The sequence below is a fragment of the Streptomyces lacaronensis genome, assembly GCF_047337785.1.
In the GTDB taxonomy this organism is placed as follows: Bacteria; Actinomycetota; Actinomycetes; order Streptomycetales; family Streptomycetaceae; genus Streptomyces; species Streptomyces lycopersici.
Window position 1 is genome coordinate 5,233,166 of the sequence record NZ_JBLHDK010000003.1, and the last position, 19,333, is coordinate 5,252,498.

Sequence of the window (19,333 nt, forward strand, 5' to 3'; positions counted from 1 at the left end):
GCCGTGCGGTTTCGCCGATGGGCGGGCGGCATGGGCGGGCCCCACCCGGCGTCGTGCGTCTGAGTGGGGCCCGGTCGTGTCCGGCGGCCGCCGGGGGTGCTCAGGAGCGGGCCGCGGCGGTCGCCGGGGGTGCTCAGCGGCGGGCCGCGGCGGTGCGGCGGCCGGGCTCCTCCTCGAGCTCCTCTTCGGGCTCTTCGGGCTCCTCGGACTCCTCATACGCCTCATACGCCTCGGCGTCCTCGGGTTCCTCTTCCCCGGGCTCGGCGCCTTCGGGCTCCTCCTCGTACTCATCCTCAGCCCCAGCCGCCTCGTCCGGCTCATCGGCCTCTCCCCCGGTCTCCTCGCCCTCACCGGTCTCATCGGCCTCGTCCGCCTGCTCTCGGTCTTCCTCCTCCACGGCCGTCCCGTGGTCCTGCACGACCTCGCCGTCCCGGATCTCACCGCGCCAGCCGTCCGTGGCCTCGCCGCGCATCATGATGAACTTCCGGTAGAGCTTCAGATCGAGGCGGGCCCGTCGGCCCTGGGCCCGCCAGATGTTGCCGGTCTTCTCGAAGAGGCCCTTGGGGAAGTACTCAAGAACCAGCAGCACCCGGGTGAGGTTGTCACCGAGCGGGTGAAAGGTGACGACGCCCTTGACGGTTCCCTTGGCGCCCTCCGTGGTCCAGCCGATCCGCTCGTCGGCGACCTGCTCGGTGACGTTCGCCCGCCAGCTGCGGGTGGACTTGGCGACCTTCACCTTCCAGTCGCTGCTGGTGTCGTCGGCCTTCTCGACGCTGACGACCCCCTTGGCGAAGGTGCTGAACTCCTGGAACTGGGTCCACTGGTTGTACGCCTCGCGGACCGGCACCCCGACGTCGATGTCCTCGACGACCGTCACGCTCTTGGACTTGCCGCCCCCGCTCTTGCCCCGGCCGCCCTTCCCGAAGGCACCTTTGACCTTCTCCTTCAGCGACTCCTTGAGCGAGTCCTTCAGCTGGGACGTACCGGCCTTCATCAGGGCCTGCCCCGGAGACTTGCCCTCGGAGAGGGACTGCGCGCCCTTGGCGAGGCCCGAGCCGAGGCCGGAGATCGCATGGGTCGCCCGTGCCTGGACATAGTTCCGCAGCTCGTCCTTCAGACGGTCGGTGGCCGGATCCTTGACGATGTCGTCCTTGAGCTTGCCGAGCGTGTCAGCCATTGCGGCCCCCCGCGGTCCTGGCGTTCTTCTTCGCCGCGTTCGCCTTCGCCGCGGTCTTCTTCCCCGCTGCCTTCTTCGCCGTACCGGAACCGGACGCGGCGGTCTTCTTCGCCGGGCGGGCGGGGGCCTTGGCCGCCGCCTTGCGCGGAGGCCTCGACGGCTTCGGTTTCCGCTTCGGCTCGGATTCCGCCTCGCCTTCCGGCTCCTCGGTGTCGGCCTCCTCGCCCTCCTCTCCGTCCCCGCCTTCACCGCGCAGCAGCGCCGTGCGCTCGTGCAGCGAATCGGCGAGGCCGTTCACCCGGTCGGAGACGGCCTTGGTCGCGGCCTGCCGTGTGGCGTCGGCGAGCTCCTTGCGCACTTCCGAGTTGAGGCCGCTCAGCAGCGGCGCCTGGGCGAGGGACTTCTTCAGCTGCTGCGGATCCAGCGAGATCTTCTTGCCCGCCAGCAACATGCCCAGCCCGACGGCGAGTTTCGCCTTCTTCGTACGCCCGAGGAGGTAGCCCCCCACGACCGCGACCGTGATCTTGCCATTTGTCATCATCTATTCGCTCCCGAAGTCGAACGCGGCTTCGATGTGGACGGCCGGGTACCCACATACGAAAGAGCCCCACCCGCAAGAAGCGGATGGGGCTCTCTGCTCCGGGGAGCGTCAGGTCACTTGTTGATCTTGGTGACCTGGCCGGCGCCGACGGTCCGGCCACCCTCACGGATGGCGAACTTCAGGCCCTCCTCCATGGCGACCGGCTGGATCAGCTGGACGGACATCTCGGTGTTGTCGCCCGGCATGACCATCTCGGTGCCCTCGGGGAGGGTCACAACGCCCGTCACGTCCGTGGTACGGAAGTAGAACTGCGGACGGTAGTTGTTGAAGAACGGCGTGTGGCGACCGCCCTCGTCCTTGGACAGGATGTACGCCTGGGCCTCGAACTCGGTGTGCGGAGTGACCGAGCCCGGCTTGATGATGACCTGGCCGCGCTCGACGTCCTCGCGCTTGATGCCGCGGAGCAGCAGACCGACGTTCTCACCGGCCTGGCCCTCGTCGAGCAGCTTGCGGAACATCTCGATACCGGTGACGGTGGTCGAGGTCTTCTCCTGCTTGATGCCGATGATGTCGACGTTCTCGTTGACCTTCAGCACACCGCGCTCGATACGGCCGGTGACGACCGTACCGCGACCGGTGATGGTGAAGACGTCCTCGATCGGCATCAGGAACGGCTTGTCGACGTCGCGCTCCGGCTGCGGGATCGACTCGTCGACGGCCTTCATCAGGTCGAGGACGGACTTGCCCCACTCGGCGTCGCCCTCGAGCGCCTTGAGCGCCGAGACCTTGATGACCGGAACGTCGTCGCCCGGGAACTCGTACTCGGAGAGCAGCTCACGGACCTCGAGCTCGACGAGCTCCAGGATCTCCTCGTCGTCCACCATGTCGGCCTTGTTCAGGGCGACGACGATGTACGGCACACCGACCTGGCGGGCCAGGAGCACGTGCTCCTTGGTCTGCGGCATCGGGCCGTCGGTGGCGGCGACCACGAGGATGGCGCCGTCCATCTGCGCCGCACCCGTGATCATGTTCTTGATGTAGTCCGCGTGACCGGGGCAGTCAACGTGCGCGTAGTGACGCGACTCGGTCTGGTACTCGACGTGCGCGATGGAGATGGTAATACCGCGCTGGCGCTCCTCAGGAGCCTTGTCGATCTGGTCGAAGGCCGAGGCCTCGTTCAGGTCCGGGTACGCGTCGTGCAGCACCTTGGTGATCGCAGCGGTAAGCGTGGTCTTACCGTGGTCGATGTGACCGATGGTGCCGATGTTGACGTGCGGCTTAGTCCGCTCGAACTTCGCCTTCGCCACTGGGGTCCTCCTGTGGAGTGGTTCTGTACGCATCCACGCTTTGCGGATGGGTTCAGGTGGTCTTACCGAACCGGCCAGGACCCCGAGGGGGATGCCCTTCGCCGTATTCGTCTGGGGAAACGGCGCCCGGGGCCCGCCATGAAACGCGGTGAACACGCTCCACGACGGATTGCCCCGATGCCTTGTGCTTCCAGCCTAAAGGGTGAGGAATGCGGATGAACCCGCCTTACTCGCCCTTGGCCTTCGCGATGATCTCCTCGGCGACGTTCCGCGGAACCTCGGCGTAGGAGTCGAACTGCATGGAGTAGCTGGCGCGGCCGGATGTCTTGCTGCGCAGGTCGCCCACGTAGCCGAACATCTCCGACAGCGGAACCAGGCCGGTGACCAGCTTGGCGCCGCTCCGGTCCTCCATGGACTGGATCTGCCCGCGACGGGAGTTGATGTCGCCGATCACGTCACCCATGTAGTCCTCGGGCGTGGTGACCTCGACCTTCATCATCGGTTCGAGCAGGGCCGGGCTGGCCTTGCGGGCGGCCTCCTTGAAGGCCATCGAACCGGCGATCTTGAACGCCATCTCGGACGAGTCGACCTCGTGGTAGCCACCGTCGAGCAGGGTGACCTTCACACCGGTCAGCGGGTAGCCCGCGAGCACGCCGAACTCCATGGCCTCCTGGCAGCCCGCGTCCACCGACGGGATGTACTCCCGGGGGATGCGGCCACCGGTGACCTTGTTCTCGAACTCGTAGCCATCACCCTCGAGCGGCTCCAGCGCGATCTGCACCTTCGCGAACTGGCCGGAACCACCAGTCTGCTTCTTGTGCGTGTAGTCGTACCGCTCAACCGGCTTGCGCAGCGTCTCGCGGTAGGCCACCTGCGGCTTGCCGACGTTGGCCTCGACCTTGAACTCACGGCGCATGCGGTCGACCAGCACATCGAGGTGCAGCTCGCCCATGCCGGAGATGATCGTCTGGCCGGTCTCCTCGTCGGTCTTGACGCGGAAGGACGGGTCCTCCTCGGCAAGCCGCTGGATCGCGACGGCCAGCTTCTCCTGGTCGCCCTTGGACTTCGGCTCGATGGCCACCTCGATGACCGGGGCCGGGAAGTCCATCGACTCCAGGATCACCGGGTTCGCCGCGTCGGAGAGGGTCTCACCGGTGGTGGTCTGCTTCAGACCCATGACGGCGACGATGTCGCCGGCACCCACCGAGTCGATCTCCTCACGCTTGTTCGCGTGCATCCGGTAGATCTTGCCGATGCGCTCCTTCTTGCCCTTCACGGAGTTCAGCACCTGGGTGCCGGCGTCCATGCGGCCGGAGTACACACGGATGAAGGTGAGCTTGCCGAGGTGCGGGTCGCTCGCGATCTTGAACGCCAGGGCCGACAGCGGCTCTTCCTCGGACGGACGCCGCTTGATGACCTCGTCGGGGTCCTTGACCGAGTGGCCCTCGATCGCCTCGATGTCGATCGGCGACGGCAGGTACCGGACGACCGCGTCCAGCAGGGGCTGCACGCCCTTGTTCTTGAACGCGGTGCCACAGAACACGGGGGTGACGGTGGTGCCGCCGCCCTTGCCGGAGGCGATGGTGATACGGCGGATCGCCGCGTACAGCTGCTCCTCGGTGGGCTCCTCGCCCTCGAGGTACAGCTCCATCATCTCTTCGTCGTTCTCGGCGACGCCCTCGAGCAGCTTGCCGCGCCACTCGTCGGCGGCCTCGGTGTGGGTGTCCGGGATGTCGACGGTGTCGTACATCTCGCCCTTGGTGGCCTCGGCGGACCAGACCAGCGCCTTCATCTGGACGAGGTCGACCACGCCCTTGAAGTCGGCCTCGGTGCCGATCGGCAGCTGCATGACCAGCGGCACCGCGCCAAGGCGGTCCGTGATCATGTCGACGCAGCGGTGGAACTCCGCACCGGTGCGGTCGAGCTTGTTGACGAAGCAGATACGCGGAACGCCGTAGCGGTCCGCCTGACGCCACACCGTCTCGGACTGCGGCTCGACGCCGGCCACGCCGTCGAACACCGTCACGGCACCGTCGAGCACGCGCAGGCTGCGCTCCACCTCAACGGTGAAGTCGACGTGCCCCGGGGTGTCGATGATGTTGATCGTGTGGTCGACGTTCTCGAGCGGCCAGTGACAGGTCGTCGCGGCGGACGTGATGGTGATGCCGCGCTCCTGCTCCTGCTCCATCCAGTCCATGGTGGCGGCGCCATCGTGGACTTCACCGATCTTGTAGCTCACGCCGGTGTAGAAGAGGATCCGCTCGGTGGTGGTCGTCTTGCCCGCGTCGATGTGGGCCATGATCCCGATGTTGCGGACCTTGGCCAGGTCAAGTGAAGTGGTGGCCATATGGCTCAGTCTTCTCTCGGTTCTCGATGGGGTAGCGACTACCAGCGGTAGTGCGCGAAGGCCTTGTTGGACTCGGCCATCTTGTGGGTGTCCTCGCGACGCTTGACGGAGGCGCCCAGACCATTGCTGGCATCCAGCAGCTCGTTCATCAGGCGCTCGGTCATGGTCTTCTCGCGACGGGCGCGGGAGTAACCCACCAGCCAGCGCAGCGCGAGGGTGGAGGAGCGGCCGGGACGGACCTCGACGGGCACCTGGTAGGTGGCGCCACCGACACGGCGGGAGCGGACCTCGAGGGTCGGCTTCACGTTCTCCAGCGCGCGCTTGAGGGTGATGACCGGGTCGTTGCCGGACTTCTCGCGCAGGCCCTCCATGGCGCCGTAGACAATGCGCTCGGCAGTGGAGCGCTTGCCGTTCAGCAGGACCTTGTTGATGAGGGACGTCACCAGAGGAGAGTTGTAGACCGGGTCGATGATGACCGGGCGCTTCGGGGCGGGACCCTTACGAGGCATTCTTACTTCTCCTTCTTGGCGCCGTAGCGGCTGCGAGCCTGCTTGCGGTTCTTGACGCCCTGCGTGTCGAGGGAGCCGCGGATGATCTTGTAACGAACACCCGGCAGGTCCTTCACACGACCGCCGCGCACGAGCACGATGGAGTGCTCCTGCAGGTTGTGCCCCTCACCCGGGACATAGGCGGTGACCTCGATCCCACTGCTCAGCCGGACACGCGCGACCTTGCGGAGCGCCGAGTTCGGCTTCTTCGGCGTCGTGGTGAACACGCGAGTGCATGTACCACGGCGCTGCGGCGACCCCGCGAGGGCGGGGGTCTTGTTCTTCTCGACCTTGTCCTGGCGGCCCTTGCGGACCAGCTGCTGGATCGTAGGCACCGTTTCTCCGGTTTCTGTGTGCCAGTCTCGGTAAAGCTAACCTGGAGTTTCTCCGACCCACGCGGTCGGGTGTGTCGCGCACCGCAGCCCTCTGCGAAAGTCAGAGAGTGCAGATTGTTGGTGTCGACACCTCGGGCCCCCGAGCGGTCTGGAAGCGCGCACAGGAGCCCAGGGACACCCCAGGCACAAGGTCAGAGCGTACCTATAGCATCGGCTCCGGTCAAAACAAATGCACACGCGCTGGACACACCAACCCGGAGCATAGCCGCAGGGCGGCCACCCCCGCCATGGGGTGACCGCCCTGTGAACGTTTACCAGCCGTCCGCGGACCTACTGGTTGTACGGACCGTAGTCGTAGTCCTCCAGCGGAACCGCCTGGCCGGAGCCCGTGCCGAAGGGCGAGTAGTCGATGTCGTCGTAGCCGACGGCCGAGTACATCGCGGCCTTCGCCTCCTCGGTCGGCTCGACCCGGATGTTGCGGTAGCGGGACAGGCCCGTACCGGCCGGGATGAGCTTACCGATGATCACGTTCTCCTTGAGGCCGATCAGGGAGTCCGACTTGGCGTTGATCGCCGCGTCGGTGAGCACCCGGGTCGTCTCCTGGAAGGACGCCGCCGACAGCCAGGACTCGGTCGCCAGCGAGGCCTTGGTGATACCCATCAGCTGCGGACGGCCGGAGGCCGGGTGGCCGCCTTCCTGGACCACACGACGGTTCTCACCCTCGAAGCGCGAGCGCTCCACGAGCTCGCCCGGCAGCAGCTCCGCGTCGCCGGACTCGATGATCGTCACACGGCGCAGCATCTGCCGGATGATGATCTCGATGTGCTTGTCGTGGATCGACACACCCTGCGAGTTGTAGACCTTCTGGACCTCGCCCACCAGGTGCACCTGGACGGCGCGCTGGCCGAGGATGCGCAGCACGTCGTGCGGGTTGACGGCACCCACGGTCAGCGGCTGGCCGACCTCGACGTGGTCGCCCTCGCCCACCAGCAGACGGGACCGCTTGGAGACGCCGTAGGCCGTCTCGTCGGAGCCGTCGTCCGGGGTGACGACGAGCTTCTTGGTCTTCTCGGTCTCCTCGATCCGGACGCGGCCGGCCGCCTCCGAGATCGGGGCGACGCCCTTGGGCGTACGGGCCTCGAAGAGCTCGACGACACGCGGCAGACCCTGGGTGATGTCGTCACCGGCCACACCACCGGTGTGGAAGGTACGCATCGTCAGCTGGGTGCCGGGCTCACCGATGGACTGGGCGGCGATGATGCCGACCGCCTCGCCGATGTCCACCAGCTTGCCGGTCGCCAGCGAGCGGCCGTAGCACATGGCGCAGGTGCCGACGGCGGACTCGCAGGTGAGCACCGAGCGGGTCTTGACCGTCTCCACGTTGTGGCGGACCAGCTCGTCGATGAGCACATCGCCCAGGTCGGTACCGGCCGGGGCCAGGACCTTCCCGTCCACGACGATGTCCTCGGCGAGGCAGCGCGCGTACACGCTGGTCTCGACGTCCTCCGTCTTGCGGAGCACGCCGTCCGCGCCCTTGGACGCGATCGCCAGCTTGAGGCCGCGGTCGGTGCCGCAGTCCTCCTCGCGGATGATCACGTCCTGCGAGACGTCCACCAGACGACGGGTCAGGTAACCCGAGTCGGCGGTACGCAGGGCGGTGTCGGCGAGACCCTTACGGGCACCGTGGGTGGAGATGAAGTACTCCAGCACGGAGAGACCCTCACGGAACGACGCCTTGATGGGCCGCGGGATGGTCTCGTTCTTCGCGTTGGACACCAGACCACGCATACCGGCGATCTGACGCATCTGCATCATGTTTCCGCGCGCGCCCGAGTTGACCATCATGAAGATCGGGTTGGTCTTCGGGAAGTTCGCGTTCATCGCCTCGGCGACCTCGTTGGTCGCCTTGGTCCAGATCGCGATCAGCTCCTGGGTGCGCTCGTCCTTGGTGATCAGACCGCGCTCGTACTGCTTCTGGACCTTCTCGTCCTGCGCCTCGTAGCCCTCGATGATGGCCTTCTTGGCCTCGGGCACGACCACGTCGGAGATGGCGACGGTGACACCGGAGCGGGTGGCCCAGTGGAAACCGGCCGCCTTCAGGTTGTCCAGCGTCGCCGCGACGATGACCTTGGGGTAGCGCTCGGCGAGGTCGTTGACGATCTCGGAGAGCTGCTTCTTGCCCACCGAGTAGTCGACGAACGGGTAGTCCTCGGGCAGCAGCTCGTTGAAGAGCGCGCGGCCCAGCGTGGTGCGCAGCCGGAAGCTGTCACCGGGCTGCCAGGCAGGCTCGCCCTCCTCGGCCACCGGCGGGGTCCAGCCACGGGGCGGGACGGTGCCGATCGGGAAGCGGATGTCGATCTTCGCCTGGAGCGAGAGCTCCCGGGCGTCGAACGCCATGATCGCCTCGGCGGTGGAGCCGAAGGAACGGCCCTCACCGACGACCTCGCGCTCCTCCTCATCGGTGGTGAGGAAGAACAGGCCCAGCACCATGTCCTGGGTCGGCATGGTGACCGGACGGCCGTCGGCCGGCTTGAGGATGTTGTTCGAGGACAGCATCAGGATGCGGGCCTCGGCCTGCGCCTCCGCGGACAGCGGCAGGTGCACGGCCATCTGGTCACCGTCGAAGTCCGCGTTGAACGCGGTGCAGACGAGAGGGTGAATCTGAATGGCCTTGCCCTCGACCAGCTGCGGCTCGAACGCCTGGATACCGAGGCGGTGCAGGGTGGGCGCACGGTTCAGCAGCACCGGGTGCTCGGCGATGACCTCTTCGAGCACGTCGTACACGACCGTGCGGCCGCGCTCGACCATGCGCTTGGCCGACTTGATGTTCTGCGCGTGGTTCAGGTCCACCAGGCGCTTCATCACGAACGGCTTGAAGAGCTCCAGCGCCATGGCCTTGGGCAGACCGCACTGGTGCAGCTTGAGCTGCGGGCCGACGACGATGACCGAACGGGCCGAGTAGTCGACGCGCTTACCGAGCAGGTTCTGACGGAACCGGCCCTGCTTGCCCTTCAGCATGTCGCTGAGGGACTTCAGCGGACGGTTACCGGGGCCGGTGACCGGGCGGCCACGGCGGCCGTTGTCGAAGAGGGCGTCAACGGCCTCCTGAAGCATGCGCTTCTCGTTGTTGACGATGATCTCGGGGGCACCGAGGTCCAGGAGCCGCTTCAGCCGGTTGTTCCGGTTGATCACACGGCGGTACAGGTCGTTCAGGTCGGAGGTCGCGAAGCGGCCGCCGTCCAGCTGCACCATGGGACGCAGGTCCGGCGGGATCACCGGGATGCAGTCCAGCACCATGCCGTTGGGGCTGTTCCGGGTCTGCAGGAAGGCGGAGACGACCTTCAGGCGCTTGAGCGCACGGGTCTTCTTCTGGCCCTTGCCGGTCCGGATGATCTCGCGGAGCTTCTCGGCCTCCTCGTCGAGGTCGAAGGACTCCAGGCGCTTCTGCAGCGCCGCGGCGCCCATGCCGCCCATGAAGTACGTGCCGAAGCGGTCACGCAGCTCGCGGTAGAGCAGCTCATCGCCCTCGAGGTCCTGGACCTTGAGGTTCTTGAAGCGGTTCCACACCTCGTCGAGACGGTCGATCTCGCGCTGGGCGCGGTCGCGCAGCTGCTTCATCTCGCGCTCGGCGCCCTCGCGCACCTTACGGCGCACATCGGCCTTGGCGCCCTCGGCCTCGAGCTCGGCGAGGTCCGCCTCCAGCTTCTTGGCGCGGGCCTCGAGGTCGGCGTCGCGGCGCTGCTCGATCTGCTGGCGCTCGACGGAGACATGGGCCTCCAGCGAGGGCAGGTCGCGCGTGCGGCGCTCCTCGTCCACCCACGTGATCATGTAGGCGGCGAAGTAGATGACCTTCTCGAGGTCCTTCGGGGCGAGGTCGAGCAGGTAGCCCAGACGGCTGGGCACGCCCTTGAAGTACCAGATGTGGGTGACGGGAGCGGCCAGCTCGATGTGGCCCATCCGCTCACGGCGCACCTTGGCGCGGGTGACCTCGACACCGCAGCGCTCACAGATGATGCCCTTGAAGCGGACGCGCTTGTACTTGCCGCAGTAGCACTCCCAGTCCCGGGTCGGACCGAAGATCTTCTCGCAGAAGAGTCCGTCCTTTTCGGGCTTGAGGGTGCGGTAGTTGATGGTTTCCGGCTTCTTGACCTCACCGTGGGACCACTGACGGATGTCATCAGCGGTGGCGAGGCCGATCCGCAGCTCGTCGAAGAAGTTGACGTCGAGCACTTGTCGTCAATCCCTCTTTCAGGGTCGTGTCTTCGGGTCTGACTGGGGGTCCGGGGAGAGACCGGGGCGCTCTGTGGCGAGTGCCCCGGCCAGACCCGTCAGACCTCTTCGACGCTGCTCGGCTCGCGCCGGGACAGGTCGATACCGAGCTCCTCCGCAGCGCGGAAGACGTCCTCGTCGGTGTCGCGCATCTCGATGGACATGCCGTCGGACGACAGCACCTCCACGTTGAGGCACAGGGACTGCATCTCCTTGATGAGCACCTTGAAGGACTCGGGGATGCCGGGCTCGGGAATGTTCTCGCCCTTGACGATGGCCTCGTAGACCTTCACGCGGCCGGTCACGTCATCGGACTTGATGGTCAGCAGCTCCTGGAGGGCGTACGCGGCGCCGTAAGCCTCCAGCGCCCACACCTCCATCTCGCCGAAGCGCTGGCCACCGAACTGAGCCTTACCGCCCAGCGGCTGCTGGGTGATCATCGAGTACGGACCGGTGGACCGGGCGTGCAGCTTGTCGTCCACCAGGTGGTGCAGCTTGAGGATGTACATGTAGCCGACCGAGATCGGGTCCGGGAACGGCTCACCGGAGCGGCCGTCGAACAGCCGGGCCTTACCGGACGACTGGACCAGGCGGTCGCCGTCGCGGTTCGGGATCGTCGAATCGAAGAGACCGGCGATCTCGTCCTCGCGGGCACCGTCGAAGACCGGGGTCGCGACGTTGGTACCGGGCTGGACCTCGTCCGCGCCGATCGCCTGCAGCCGCTGCATCCACTCCTCGGAGCCCTCGACCTTCCAGCCCCGGGAGGCCAGCCAGCCGAGGTGGATCTCCAGGACCTGCCCCGGGTTCATTCGGGACGGGACACCCAGCGGGTTGAGGATGATGTCGACCGGGGTGCCGTCCTCCAGGAACGGCATGTCCTCGACCGGAAGGATCTTGGAGATGACGCCCTTGTTGCCGTGGCGGCCGGCGAGCTTGTCACCGTCGGTGATCTTGCGCTTCTGCGCCACGTAGACGCGGACCAGCTGGTTCACGCCCGGCGGCAGCTCGTCGCCCTCCTCGCGGTCGAAGACGCGCACGCCGATGACCTTGCCGGTCTCACCGTGCGGCACCTTCAGCGAGGTGTCACGGACCTCACGGGCCTTCTCACCGAAGATCGCGCGCAGCAGGCGCTCCTCCGGGGTCAGCTCGGTCTCACCCTTCGGGGTGACCTTGCCGACCAGGATGTCCCCGGCGATGACCTCGGCGCCGATGCGGATGATGCCGCGCTCGTCGAGGTCGGCCAGGACCTCCTCGGAGACGTTCGGGATGTCCCGGGTGATCTCCTCGGGGCCCAGCTTGGTGTCCCGGGCGTCGACCTCGTGCTCCTCGATGTGGATCGAGGAGAGGACGTCGTCCTGCACCAGACGCTGGCTGAGGATGATCGCGTCCTCGTAGTTGTGGCCCTCCCACGGCATGAACGCCACCAGGAGGTTCTTGCCGAGCGCCATCTCGCCGTCCTCGGTGGACGGGCCGTCGGCCAGCACCTGGCCGGCGATCACCCGGGCACCCTCGTCCACGACGACCTTCTGGTTGAAGGAGGTGCCCTGGTTGGAGCGGGAGAACTTGGCCACCCGGTAGGTGGTGTAGGTGCCGTCGTCGTTGGCCACCGTCACGTAGTCGGCGGAGACCTCCTGGACGACACCGTCCTTCTCGGCCTTGATGACGTCGCCGGCGTCGACCGCGCAGCGGTACTCCATGCCGGTGCCGACCAGCGGGGACTCCGCCTTGATCAGCGGCACGGCCTGGCGCATCATGTTCGAGCCCATGAGCGCGCGGTTGGCGTCGTCGTGCTCCAGGAACGGGATCATCGCGGTCGCGACCGACACCATCTGGCGCGGCGAGACGTCCATGTAGTCGACGTCGTCGCCGGGGATGTAGTCGACCTCACCGCCACGGCGGCGGACCAGGACGCGGTTCTCGGCGAAGTGCAGATCGTTCGTCAGCGGCGCGTTGGCCTGCGCGATGACGAAGCGGTCCTCCTCGTCGGCCGTCAGGTAGTGCACCTCGTCGGTGACCACACCGTCGACCACCTTGCGGTACGGGGTCTCGATGAAACCGAACGCGTTGACCCGGCCGTACGAGGCGAGCGAGCCGATCAGACCGATGTTCGGGCCTTCGGGCGTCTCGATCGGGCACATGCGGCCGTAGTGCGAGGGGTGCACGTCACGGACCTCGAAGCCCGCCCGCTCACGGGAGAGACCACCGGGGCCGAGCGCGTTCAGACGGCGCTTGTGGGTCAGACCCGACAGCGGGTTCGTCTGGTCCATGAACTGCGACAGCTGGCTGGTGCCGAAGAACTCCTTGATGGAGGCGACGACCGGCCGGATGTTGATCAGGGTCTGCGGCGTGATCGCCTCGACGTCCTGAGTGGTCATGCGCTCGCGGACGACGCGCTCCATACGCGCCAGACCCGTGCGGACCTGGTTCTGGATCAGCTCGCCGACGTTACGGATACGACGGTTGCCGAAGTGGTCGATGTCGTCGGTCTCGACGACCACGGACTGGCCGTTGTCCCCGACGGTCTCGGTCTCACCGGCGTGCAGCTTCACCAGGTACTTGATCGAGGCGATGACGTCCTCGACCGTCAGGACGCCCGCGTCCAGCGGAGCGGCCGAACCCAGCTTCTTGTTGACCTTGTAGCGGCCGACCTTCGCGAGGTCGTAGCGCTTCGGGTTGAAGTAGAGGTTCTCCAGCAGCGTCTGCGCGGCCTCCCGCGTGGGGGGCTCGCCCGGACGCAGCTTGCGGTAGATGTCGAGCAGCGCGTCGTCCTGGCCCTGGGTGTGGTCCTTCTCCAGGGTGGCGCGCATGGACTCGTACTCGCCGAACTCCTCGAGGATCTGCTCGGTGGTCCAGCCGAGCGCCTTCAGGAGGACGGTGACGGACTGCTTGCGCTTGCGGTCGATGCGGACACCGACCATGTCGCGCTTGTCGATCTCCATCTCCAGCCAGGCACCACGGGAGGGGATGACCTTGACCGAGAAGATGTCCTTGTCGGACGTCTTGTCGATGGAGGAGTCGAAGTAGACACCCGGCGAGCGGACCAGCTGCGAGACGACGACACGCTCGGTGCCGTTGATGCAGAAGGTGCCCTTGTCGGTCATGAGCGGGAAGTCGCCCATGAAGACCGTCTGGGACTTGATCTCGCCGGTCTCATTGTTGGTGAACTCGGCCGTGACGAAGAGCGGAGCGGCGTAGGTGAAGTCACGCTCCTTGCACTCGTCGATCGAGTTCTTCGGCGGCTCGAAACGGTGATCACGGAAGGTCAGGGACATCGACCCGGAGAAGTCCTCGATCGGGGAGATCTCCTCGAAGATCTCTTCCAGACCGGACTTGGTGGGGACGTCCTGACCGCTGTCCAGCGCAGCCTCGACGCGAGCCTTCCACGCGGCATTGCCGAGCAGCCAATCGAAGCTCTCGGTCTGCAGCGCGAGGAGGTTCGGAACCTCGAGAGGCTCCTTGATCTTCGCAAAGGAGATGCGCAGCGGGGCGGTGCTGGCGCCATTGTTCGTATTGGCAGTCGAGGCGTTGCGCGAGGCGGCCAAGAGGGGGTCCTTCCGAGGGCTCGGACTCACTACGCGCGTACCGGTCCCACCGAGAGCCCATGGATGAAATCCCTGGTCAGGGACTATTCATCGGTAGTGCTCGAAGGTAGGTATGCCCCTGGTGACGGGCAGGGAGCAGCTAACAGGCAGCGCAAAGGGTCAGTGTAGCCACTTGGCACACTGATGTCCAGCGCCGAGTTTCTGAGACCGGCAGTGCCAATCTCTCCCTCCGGTGAGGGGGCCCGCCCCTCGTTGTCTTCTCACGCCCTGTCGGCAGCCCGCGCTGTCGATGCGCATATCGATACTGCCCGCTTCGCCGACGATCCATGCCTCGGACTTTTGGATCGGTGTGACGTCGCGTCCTGAGAATTGCGCGCTGCGTGCCGTTCGTCAAGGCCCCCCACTCCGGCGAGATCGTCACAGGGCGTGGCGACAGGCAACGAAGATCACCCTACCTCCACAAACCCATAAGGCAATGTAACCGTCACGGGAACGCCGAAGGGCGACCACCCGAACGGGTGATCGCCCCTGGCTTGGAACCGGGCCGCGCCGCCGGACGTCCTACGGGCGTGTGGCGGCGGGCCGCGAGGTCATCCGACCTCGAGGGGTCACTTGACCTCGACGGAGGCGCCGGCGCCCTTGAGGGACTCGGCGGCCTTGTCGGCCTGCTCCTTGTTGACCTTCTCGAGGACCGGCTTCGGGGTGCCGTCGACGAGGTCCTTGGCCTCCTTCAGACCCAGGGAGGTCAGCTCACGCACGACCTTGATGACCTGGATCTTCTTGTCGCCGGCGCCGGTGAGGATGACGTCGAACTCGTCCTTCTCCTCCTCGGCCGGGGCAGCGGCGCCCGGGGCACCCGGGGCGGCGGCGACCACGGCGGCCGGGGCGGCGGCGGTGACGTCGAACTTCTCCTCGAAGGCCTTCACGAACTCGGAGAGCTCGATGAGGGTCATTTCCTCGAACTGCGCGAGCAGGTCGTCCTGGCTGAGCTTCGCCATGGTGGCGGTCCTTCCACTAATTCGGCAGGTGGTGCCGGATGTACATGTCGGCGGGCTTCCGGGCCCGCTGCGACCGGGGCCTGATTACTCGGCGGCCTCGGCCTCGGCGGGAGCCGGGGTGTCGGCACCGCCCTGCTCGGCCTGCTTCTGCCGGAGCGCCTCGGCGGTCCGGACGAACTTCGACAGCGGGGCCTGGAAAAGCGCGGCAGCCTGGGACTGCTTGGCCTTCATCGCACCCGCCAGCTTGGCGAGCAGCACCTCACGGGACTCAAGGTCCGCGAGCTTCTTGATCTCGTCGGCGGACAGCGCCTTACCGTCAAGGACACCGCCCTTGATCACGAGAGCGGGGTTGTCCTTGGCGAAGTCACGGAGACCCTTCGCCGCCACGACCGGGTCACCGGTCACGAAGGCGACGGCCGACGAACCCGAGAACAGGTCGTCGAGCTGGTTGATCCCGGCCTCGTTGGCCGCGATCTTGGTCAGCGTGTTCTTCACCACACGGTACTGAGCGTTCTCACCGAGCGAACGGCGCAACTCCTTCAGCTGCGCAACGGTGAGACCGGTGTACGCGGTCACAACGGCCGCGTTCGCGTTGCGGAACTTCTCCCGCATCTCGTCGACGGCTGCGACCTTGTCAGGACTCGCCATGAGCCTCGGCCTCCTTCCGGGTGATGAGGACCGCTTCGGTCTGAAGGAAGGAGACTGGACAATGCGAAAACGCCCCGGCGCAGGCGCTCGGGGCGTAACTCGACCGACACGGACCCACGGCCCGTTCGGGAGTGCAACCTTAAGTCACCTACGCGGGTCGCCCGCAGCTAGCGGATCCTTCAGCCACCGGATCCCTTGCGGGACACGGCGACAACCAGCGGTCTTTGGCTTCTCTAGGAGGTTACGCGAACGGGCCGCGGCCAGGCAAATCGGCTCTACTGCTGGAGCATGTCCTGGAAGTCCACGGTGTCCGAGGAGGACGGCTCGGTGACGGTCACACTGGTGCCGTAGTCCGAGTAGAAGACCGTGGAGTCGTAGGCGCCATTGTTGCTCTGCGCCTGCTCACGCTTCTTGACCAGCAGGTTCTCCTCGTCCACCCACAGGTCGATGGTCTCGGTGTCCATACCGGAGGACTCCAGCTGCTTCTGCAGCGCGTCCAGGTCGGACTTGCTGAGCTCCTTGGACTGCATCTTGGTGATCTCGGAGACCTTGACCGTGCCGGTGTAGTGGGTGGCCTTGACGCCCTTCACGTCCTCGCTGCCCACGCTCTTGACCTTGCCCGTGGCGAGCAGCAGCTCCACCGAGCGCGACGGGTTGTTGTTCTGCATCTGGTCCTTCAGGAAGGCGCCCGAGGGGCCCGCCTTCTGGGCCAGCACGTCGTAGTCGTACTTCACCCAGTGCTTGCCGCTGCCCGCCTGAGCGGCGAACTCGTCGCCCATGTTCAGGAACATGGCGTCCGGGGTGTACTTGGCGTCCATCGGCTTGCCCGCGATCGGGGAGGAGGCGATGGCGCCACCGTTCTGCGTGATGGACATGTTGGCCCGGATGCCGTTGGCCCAGTCCATGTCGCCGGACATCTGCGAGTTCTGCTCGCCCATCTTGGTGGTGCCCTCGACCTTGGCCGAGTTCTTCTTGTCCGTCTGCTGCGAGGCGAGCTTGAGCGCCGCCAGCGGGCTCATCGCGGACTGCCCGGACTTGTCGCCGCCGGTCTTGTCGCCGGCCTTGTCGTCATCGGACTTCTCGCTCCCGCACGCGGTGAGGCCGACCATCAGAACGAGGCTTCCAGCGGCTATCGCCCATCGCGCACCGACATGAGTACCGCGCACGGCTCCCCCTAGTTTTTATTTCTCTTTTACGTCTGCAGGCTGACTCTAGCGGAGGGGGCCGACAACGGAAGACGCCGGGCCCCCGCACCTTCGACGCGGTGCGGGGACCCGGCGGTTGCACACCAAGGTGTGCTGATCAGGGACTGCCTCAGATGGCGTCTTCCTCGACCAGCAGGTTGCGGGTGCGGTTGGCGTCCAGCGGGATACCGGGGCCCATCGTGGTGGTCAGGGTCGCCTTCTTGATGTAGCGGCCCTTCGCGGCGGACGGCTTGAGACGGTTGACCTCCTCGAGCGCCGCGGCGTAGTTCTCCACCAGCTTCGTCTCGTCGAACGAGAGCTTGCCGATGATGAAGTGCAGGTTCGAGTGCTTGTCGACGCGGAACTCGATCTTGCCGCCCTTGATGTCCGTGACGGCCTTGGCCACGTCCGGGGTGACGGTGCCGGTCTTCGGGTTCGGCATCAGACCACGCGGACCGAGCACCCGGCCGAGGCGGCCGACCTTGCCCATGAGGTCCGGGGTGGCGACGACGGCGTCGAAGTCCAGGCGGCCCTTGGACACCTCGTCGATGAGCTCGTCGGAGCCGACGATGTCGGCGCCCGCGGCCTCCGCGGCCGCAGCACGGTCACCGGTCGCGAAGACCAGGACCCGGGCGGTCTTACCGGTGCCGTGCGGCAGGTTCACGGTGCCACGGACCATCTGGTCGGCCTTGCGCGGGTCGACGCCCAGGCGCATGGCGACCTCGACGGTCGCGTCGAACTTGGTGGTGGAGGTGTCCTTCGCCAGACGGACGGCCTCGAGCGGGGCGTATGCGCGCTCCCGGTCGATCTTGGCGTCCGCAGCGCGGAGGGTCTTGCTGCGCTTGCTCACTCTTGCTCCTGATGTCTGTGGAGTTCGTGGTCCGGGCCAGCGCTTGGCCCTGCCACAGGTGGCCGCGGGGCTGTCGGCCCTCGCGCGTGAGGTGTCAGCCCTCGACCGTGATGCCCATGGAACGGGCGGTGCCGGAGATGATCTTCTCGGCGGCGTCCAGGTCGTTGGCGTTCAGGTCGGGCATCTTGGTGGTGGCGATCTCACGCACCTGGTCGCGGGTGATCTTGGCGACCTTGGTCTTGTGCGGCTCGCCGGAGCCCTTGTCCACGCCCGCGGCCTTGAGGATCAGCTTGGCGGCCGGCGGGGTCTTGGTCACGAAGGTGAAGGAGCGGTCCTCGTAGACCGTGATCTCCACCGGCACGACCATGCCGCGCTGCGACTCGGTCGCGGCGTTGTAGGCCTTGCAGAACTCCATGATGTTGACGCCGTGCTGACCCAGCGCGGGGCCGACCGGCGGGGCCGGGTTCGCGGCGCCGGCCTGGATCTGGAGCTTGATCAGCCCCGTGACCTTCTTCTTCTTGGGAGGCATGCTCTCTCCGGGTCCTAGTGAGAGGGTGTTCGCCTCCGAACCGGATCATCCGGATGGAGGCATACCGCACAACGATAACGGGTATAGCTGTGCGCCTTAAAACCGAGCAGGTCAGACCGGCCGCGAAAGCCCGTCTGACCTGTCGGAAGTTCTCGTGAAGAGACTCAGTCCTGAAAGACTCAGTTCTTCTGGATCTGGTCGAAGCTCAGCTCGACCGGGGTCTCCCGGCCGAAGATCTCCACCAGGCCCTTGACCTTCTTCGAGTCGGCGTTGATCTCGTTGATCGTCGCCTGCAGGGTCGCGAACGGGCCGTCGGTGACCGTGACCGAGTCGCCCACCTCGAAGTCCAGCACCTGGACCTCGACCTTGCGGCTCGGCGCCGGCACACCGCTCTCCTCGGCGGCGGCCTTGGCGGCCTTCTCCTCGGCCTCGGGGGCGAGCATCTTGACGATCTCGTCCAGGGTCAGCGGGTACGGGTCGTAGGCGTTGCCCACGAAGCCGGTGACGCCCGGGGTGTTGCGGACGACGCCCCACGACTCGTTCGTCAGATCCATGCGGACGAGCACATAGCCGGGCAGCTTGTTCTGCCGGACGTTCTTGCGCTCACCGTTCTTGATCTGGACGATCTCTTCCTCGGGGACCTCGGCCTGATAGATGAATTCCTCGACGTTCAGCGAGACGGCACGCTGCTCCAGGTTGGCCTTCACTCGCTTCTCGTAGCCCGCGTAGGTGTGGATCACGTACCACTCACCGGGCAGCCCGCGCAGCTCCTCGCGGAGCGCCTCGACCGGGTCGACCTCAGCCTCGGGCTCGACCGCGTCAGCCTCGGGCTCGACCGCGTCGTCCGCCTGGGCCGTCTCGGTCTCGAGGGCGTCCTCGTCCTCGACGCCCAGCGCGTCCTCCTCGGCGGGAACGCCCGCCGAGGCGTCGGCCGCTTCAGCCTGGTCGGAGTCCGCCGCCTCGACGATGTCGAGCTCGTCCTCACGGGACTCGACGGGCTCGGCGGCGTCGTTCAGGTTCGGGTCAGACACTGTGGCTGCTTCTTCCTGGCTTCAAAG

The 19,333-nt window shown here is 66.5% G+C and carries 14 protein-coding genes; all 14 read right to left on the reverse strand.

Going from position 1 to position 19,333, the window contains the following annotated elements:
• Window positions 1-133: 133 nt before the first annotated feature.
• Window positions 134-1,177: an SRPBCC family protein gene (locus ACMTAK_RS22360; RefSeq protein ID WP_413807855.1), complete on the reverse strand. Its 1,044-nt coding sequence runs from the start codon at window positions 1,175-1,177 to the stop codon at window positions 134-136.
• Complete coding sequence (locus tag ACMTAK_RS22365) at window positions 1,170-1,718, reverse strand: hypothetical protein (RefSeq protein WP_413807856.1); 549 nt, start codon at window positions 1,716-1,718, stop codon at window positions 1,170-1,172. Before ACMTAK_RS22365 ends, ACMTAK_RS22360 begins: the two co-directional genes overlap by 8 nt.
• A 113-nt stretch (window positions 1,719-1,831) precedes the next feature.
• A complete protein-coding gene (tuf, locus tag ACMTAK_RS22370; RefSeq protein WP_020869272.1) occupies window positions 1,832-3,025 on the reverse strand; it encodes an elongation factor Tu in 1,194 nt (397 codons plus the stop codon).
• A gap of 226 nt (window positions 3,026-3,251) precedes the next feature.
• Entirely contained in the window at window positions 3,252-5,372 is a 2,121-nt protein-coding gene (gene fusA / locus ACMTAK_RS22375) for an elongation factor G (protein ID WP_037952877.1), read from the reverse strand.
• A 38-nt stretch (window positions 5,373-5,410) separates the two neighbouring features.
• On the reverse strand, window positions 5,411-5,881 hold the full coding sequence (rpsG, locus tag ACMTAK_RS22380; protein ID WP_014178748.1) for a 30S ribosomal protein S7: 471 nt from the start codon (window positions 5,879-5,881) through the stop codon (window positions 5,411-5,413).
• Between the two features lie 2 nt (window positions 5,882-5,883).
• Window positions 5,884-6,255 (reverse strand): 30S ribosomal protein S12, encoded by a 372-nt coding sequence (rpsL, locus tag ACMTAK_RS22385; protein WP_014054153.1) that lies wholly within the window; start codon window positions 6,253-6,255, stop codon window positions 5,884-5,886.
• Between the two features lie 330 nt (window positions 6,256-6,585).
• Window positions 6,586-10,485 carry a DNA-directed RNA polymerase subunit beta' gene (locus ACMTAK_RS22390; protein ID WP_413807857.1) on the reverse strand — a complete coding sequence of 1,300 codons (3,900 nt, stop codon included), beginning with the start codon at window positions 10,483-10,485 and terminating at the stop codon, window positions 6,586-6,588.
• A gap of 98 nt (window positions 10,486-10,583) precedes the next feature.
• A complete protein-coding gene (gene rpoB, locus ACMTAK_RS22395; RefSeq protein WP_256652954.1) occupies window positions 10,584-14,066 on the reverse strand; it encodes a DNA-directed RNA polymerase subunit beta in 3,483 nt (1,160 codons plus the stop codon).
• 608 nt (window positions 14,067-14,674) lie between these two features.
• Window positions 14,675-15,064 (reverse strand): 50S ribosomal protein L7/L12, encoded by a 390-nt coding sequence (gene rplL, locus ACMTAK_RS22400; protein WP_037952872.1) that lies wholly within the window; start codon window positions 15,062-15,064, stop codon window positions 14,675-14,677.
• 84 nt (window positions 15,065-15,148) lie between these two features.
• Entirely contained in the window at window positions 15,149-15,712 is a 564-nt protein-coding gene (gene rplJ, locus ACMTAK_RS22405; RefSeq protein WP_413807858.1) for a 50S ribosomal protein L10, read from the reverse strand.
• Window positions 15,713-15,987: 275 nt separating this feature from the next.
• Complete coding sequence (locus ACMTAK_RS22410) at window positions 15,988-16,821, reverse strand: SCO4651 family lipoprotein (protein WP_413807859.1); 834 nt, start codon at window positions 16,819-16,821, stop codon at window positions 15,988-15,990.
• A 205-nt stretch (window positions 16,822-17,026) separates the two neighbouring features.
• Complete coding sequence (rplA, locus tag ACMTAK_RS22415) at window positions 17,027-17,746, reverse strand: 50S ribosomal protein L1 (RefSeq protein ID WP_413807860.1); 720 nt, start codon at window positions 17,744-17,746, stop codon at window positions 17,027-17,029.
• Between the two features lie 94 nt (window positions 17,747-17,840).
• On the reverse strand, window positions 17,841-18,275 hold the full coding sequence (rplK, locus tag ACMTAK_RS22420) for a 50S ribosomal protein L11 (protein WP_385576659.1): 435 nt from the start codon (window positions 18,273-18,275) through the stop codon (window positions 17,841-17,843).
• 179 nt (window positions 18,276-18,454) lie between these two features.
• The gene (gene nusG, locus ACMTAK_RS22425) at window positions 18,455-19,306 is read right to left on the reverse strand and encodes a transcription termination/antitermination protein NusG (protein ID WP_413807861.1); all 852 of its coding nucleotides are present in this window, start codon (window positions 19,304-19,306) and stop codon (window positions 18,455-18,457) included.
• Window positions 19,307-19,333: the final 27 nt, after the last annotated feature.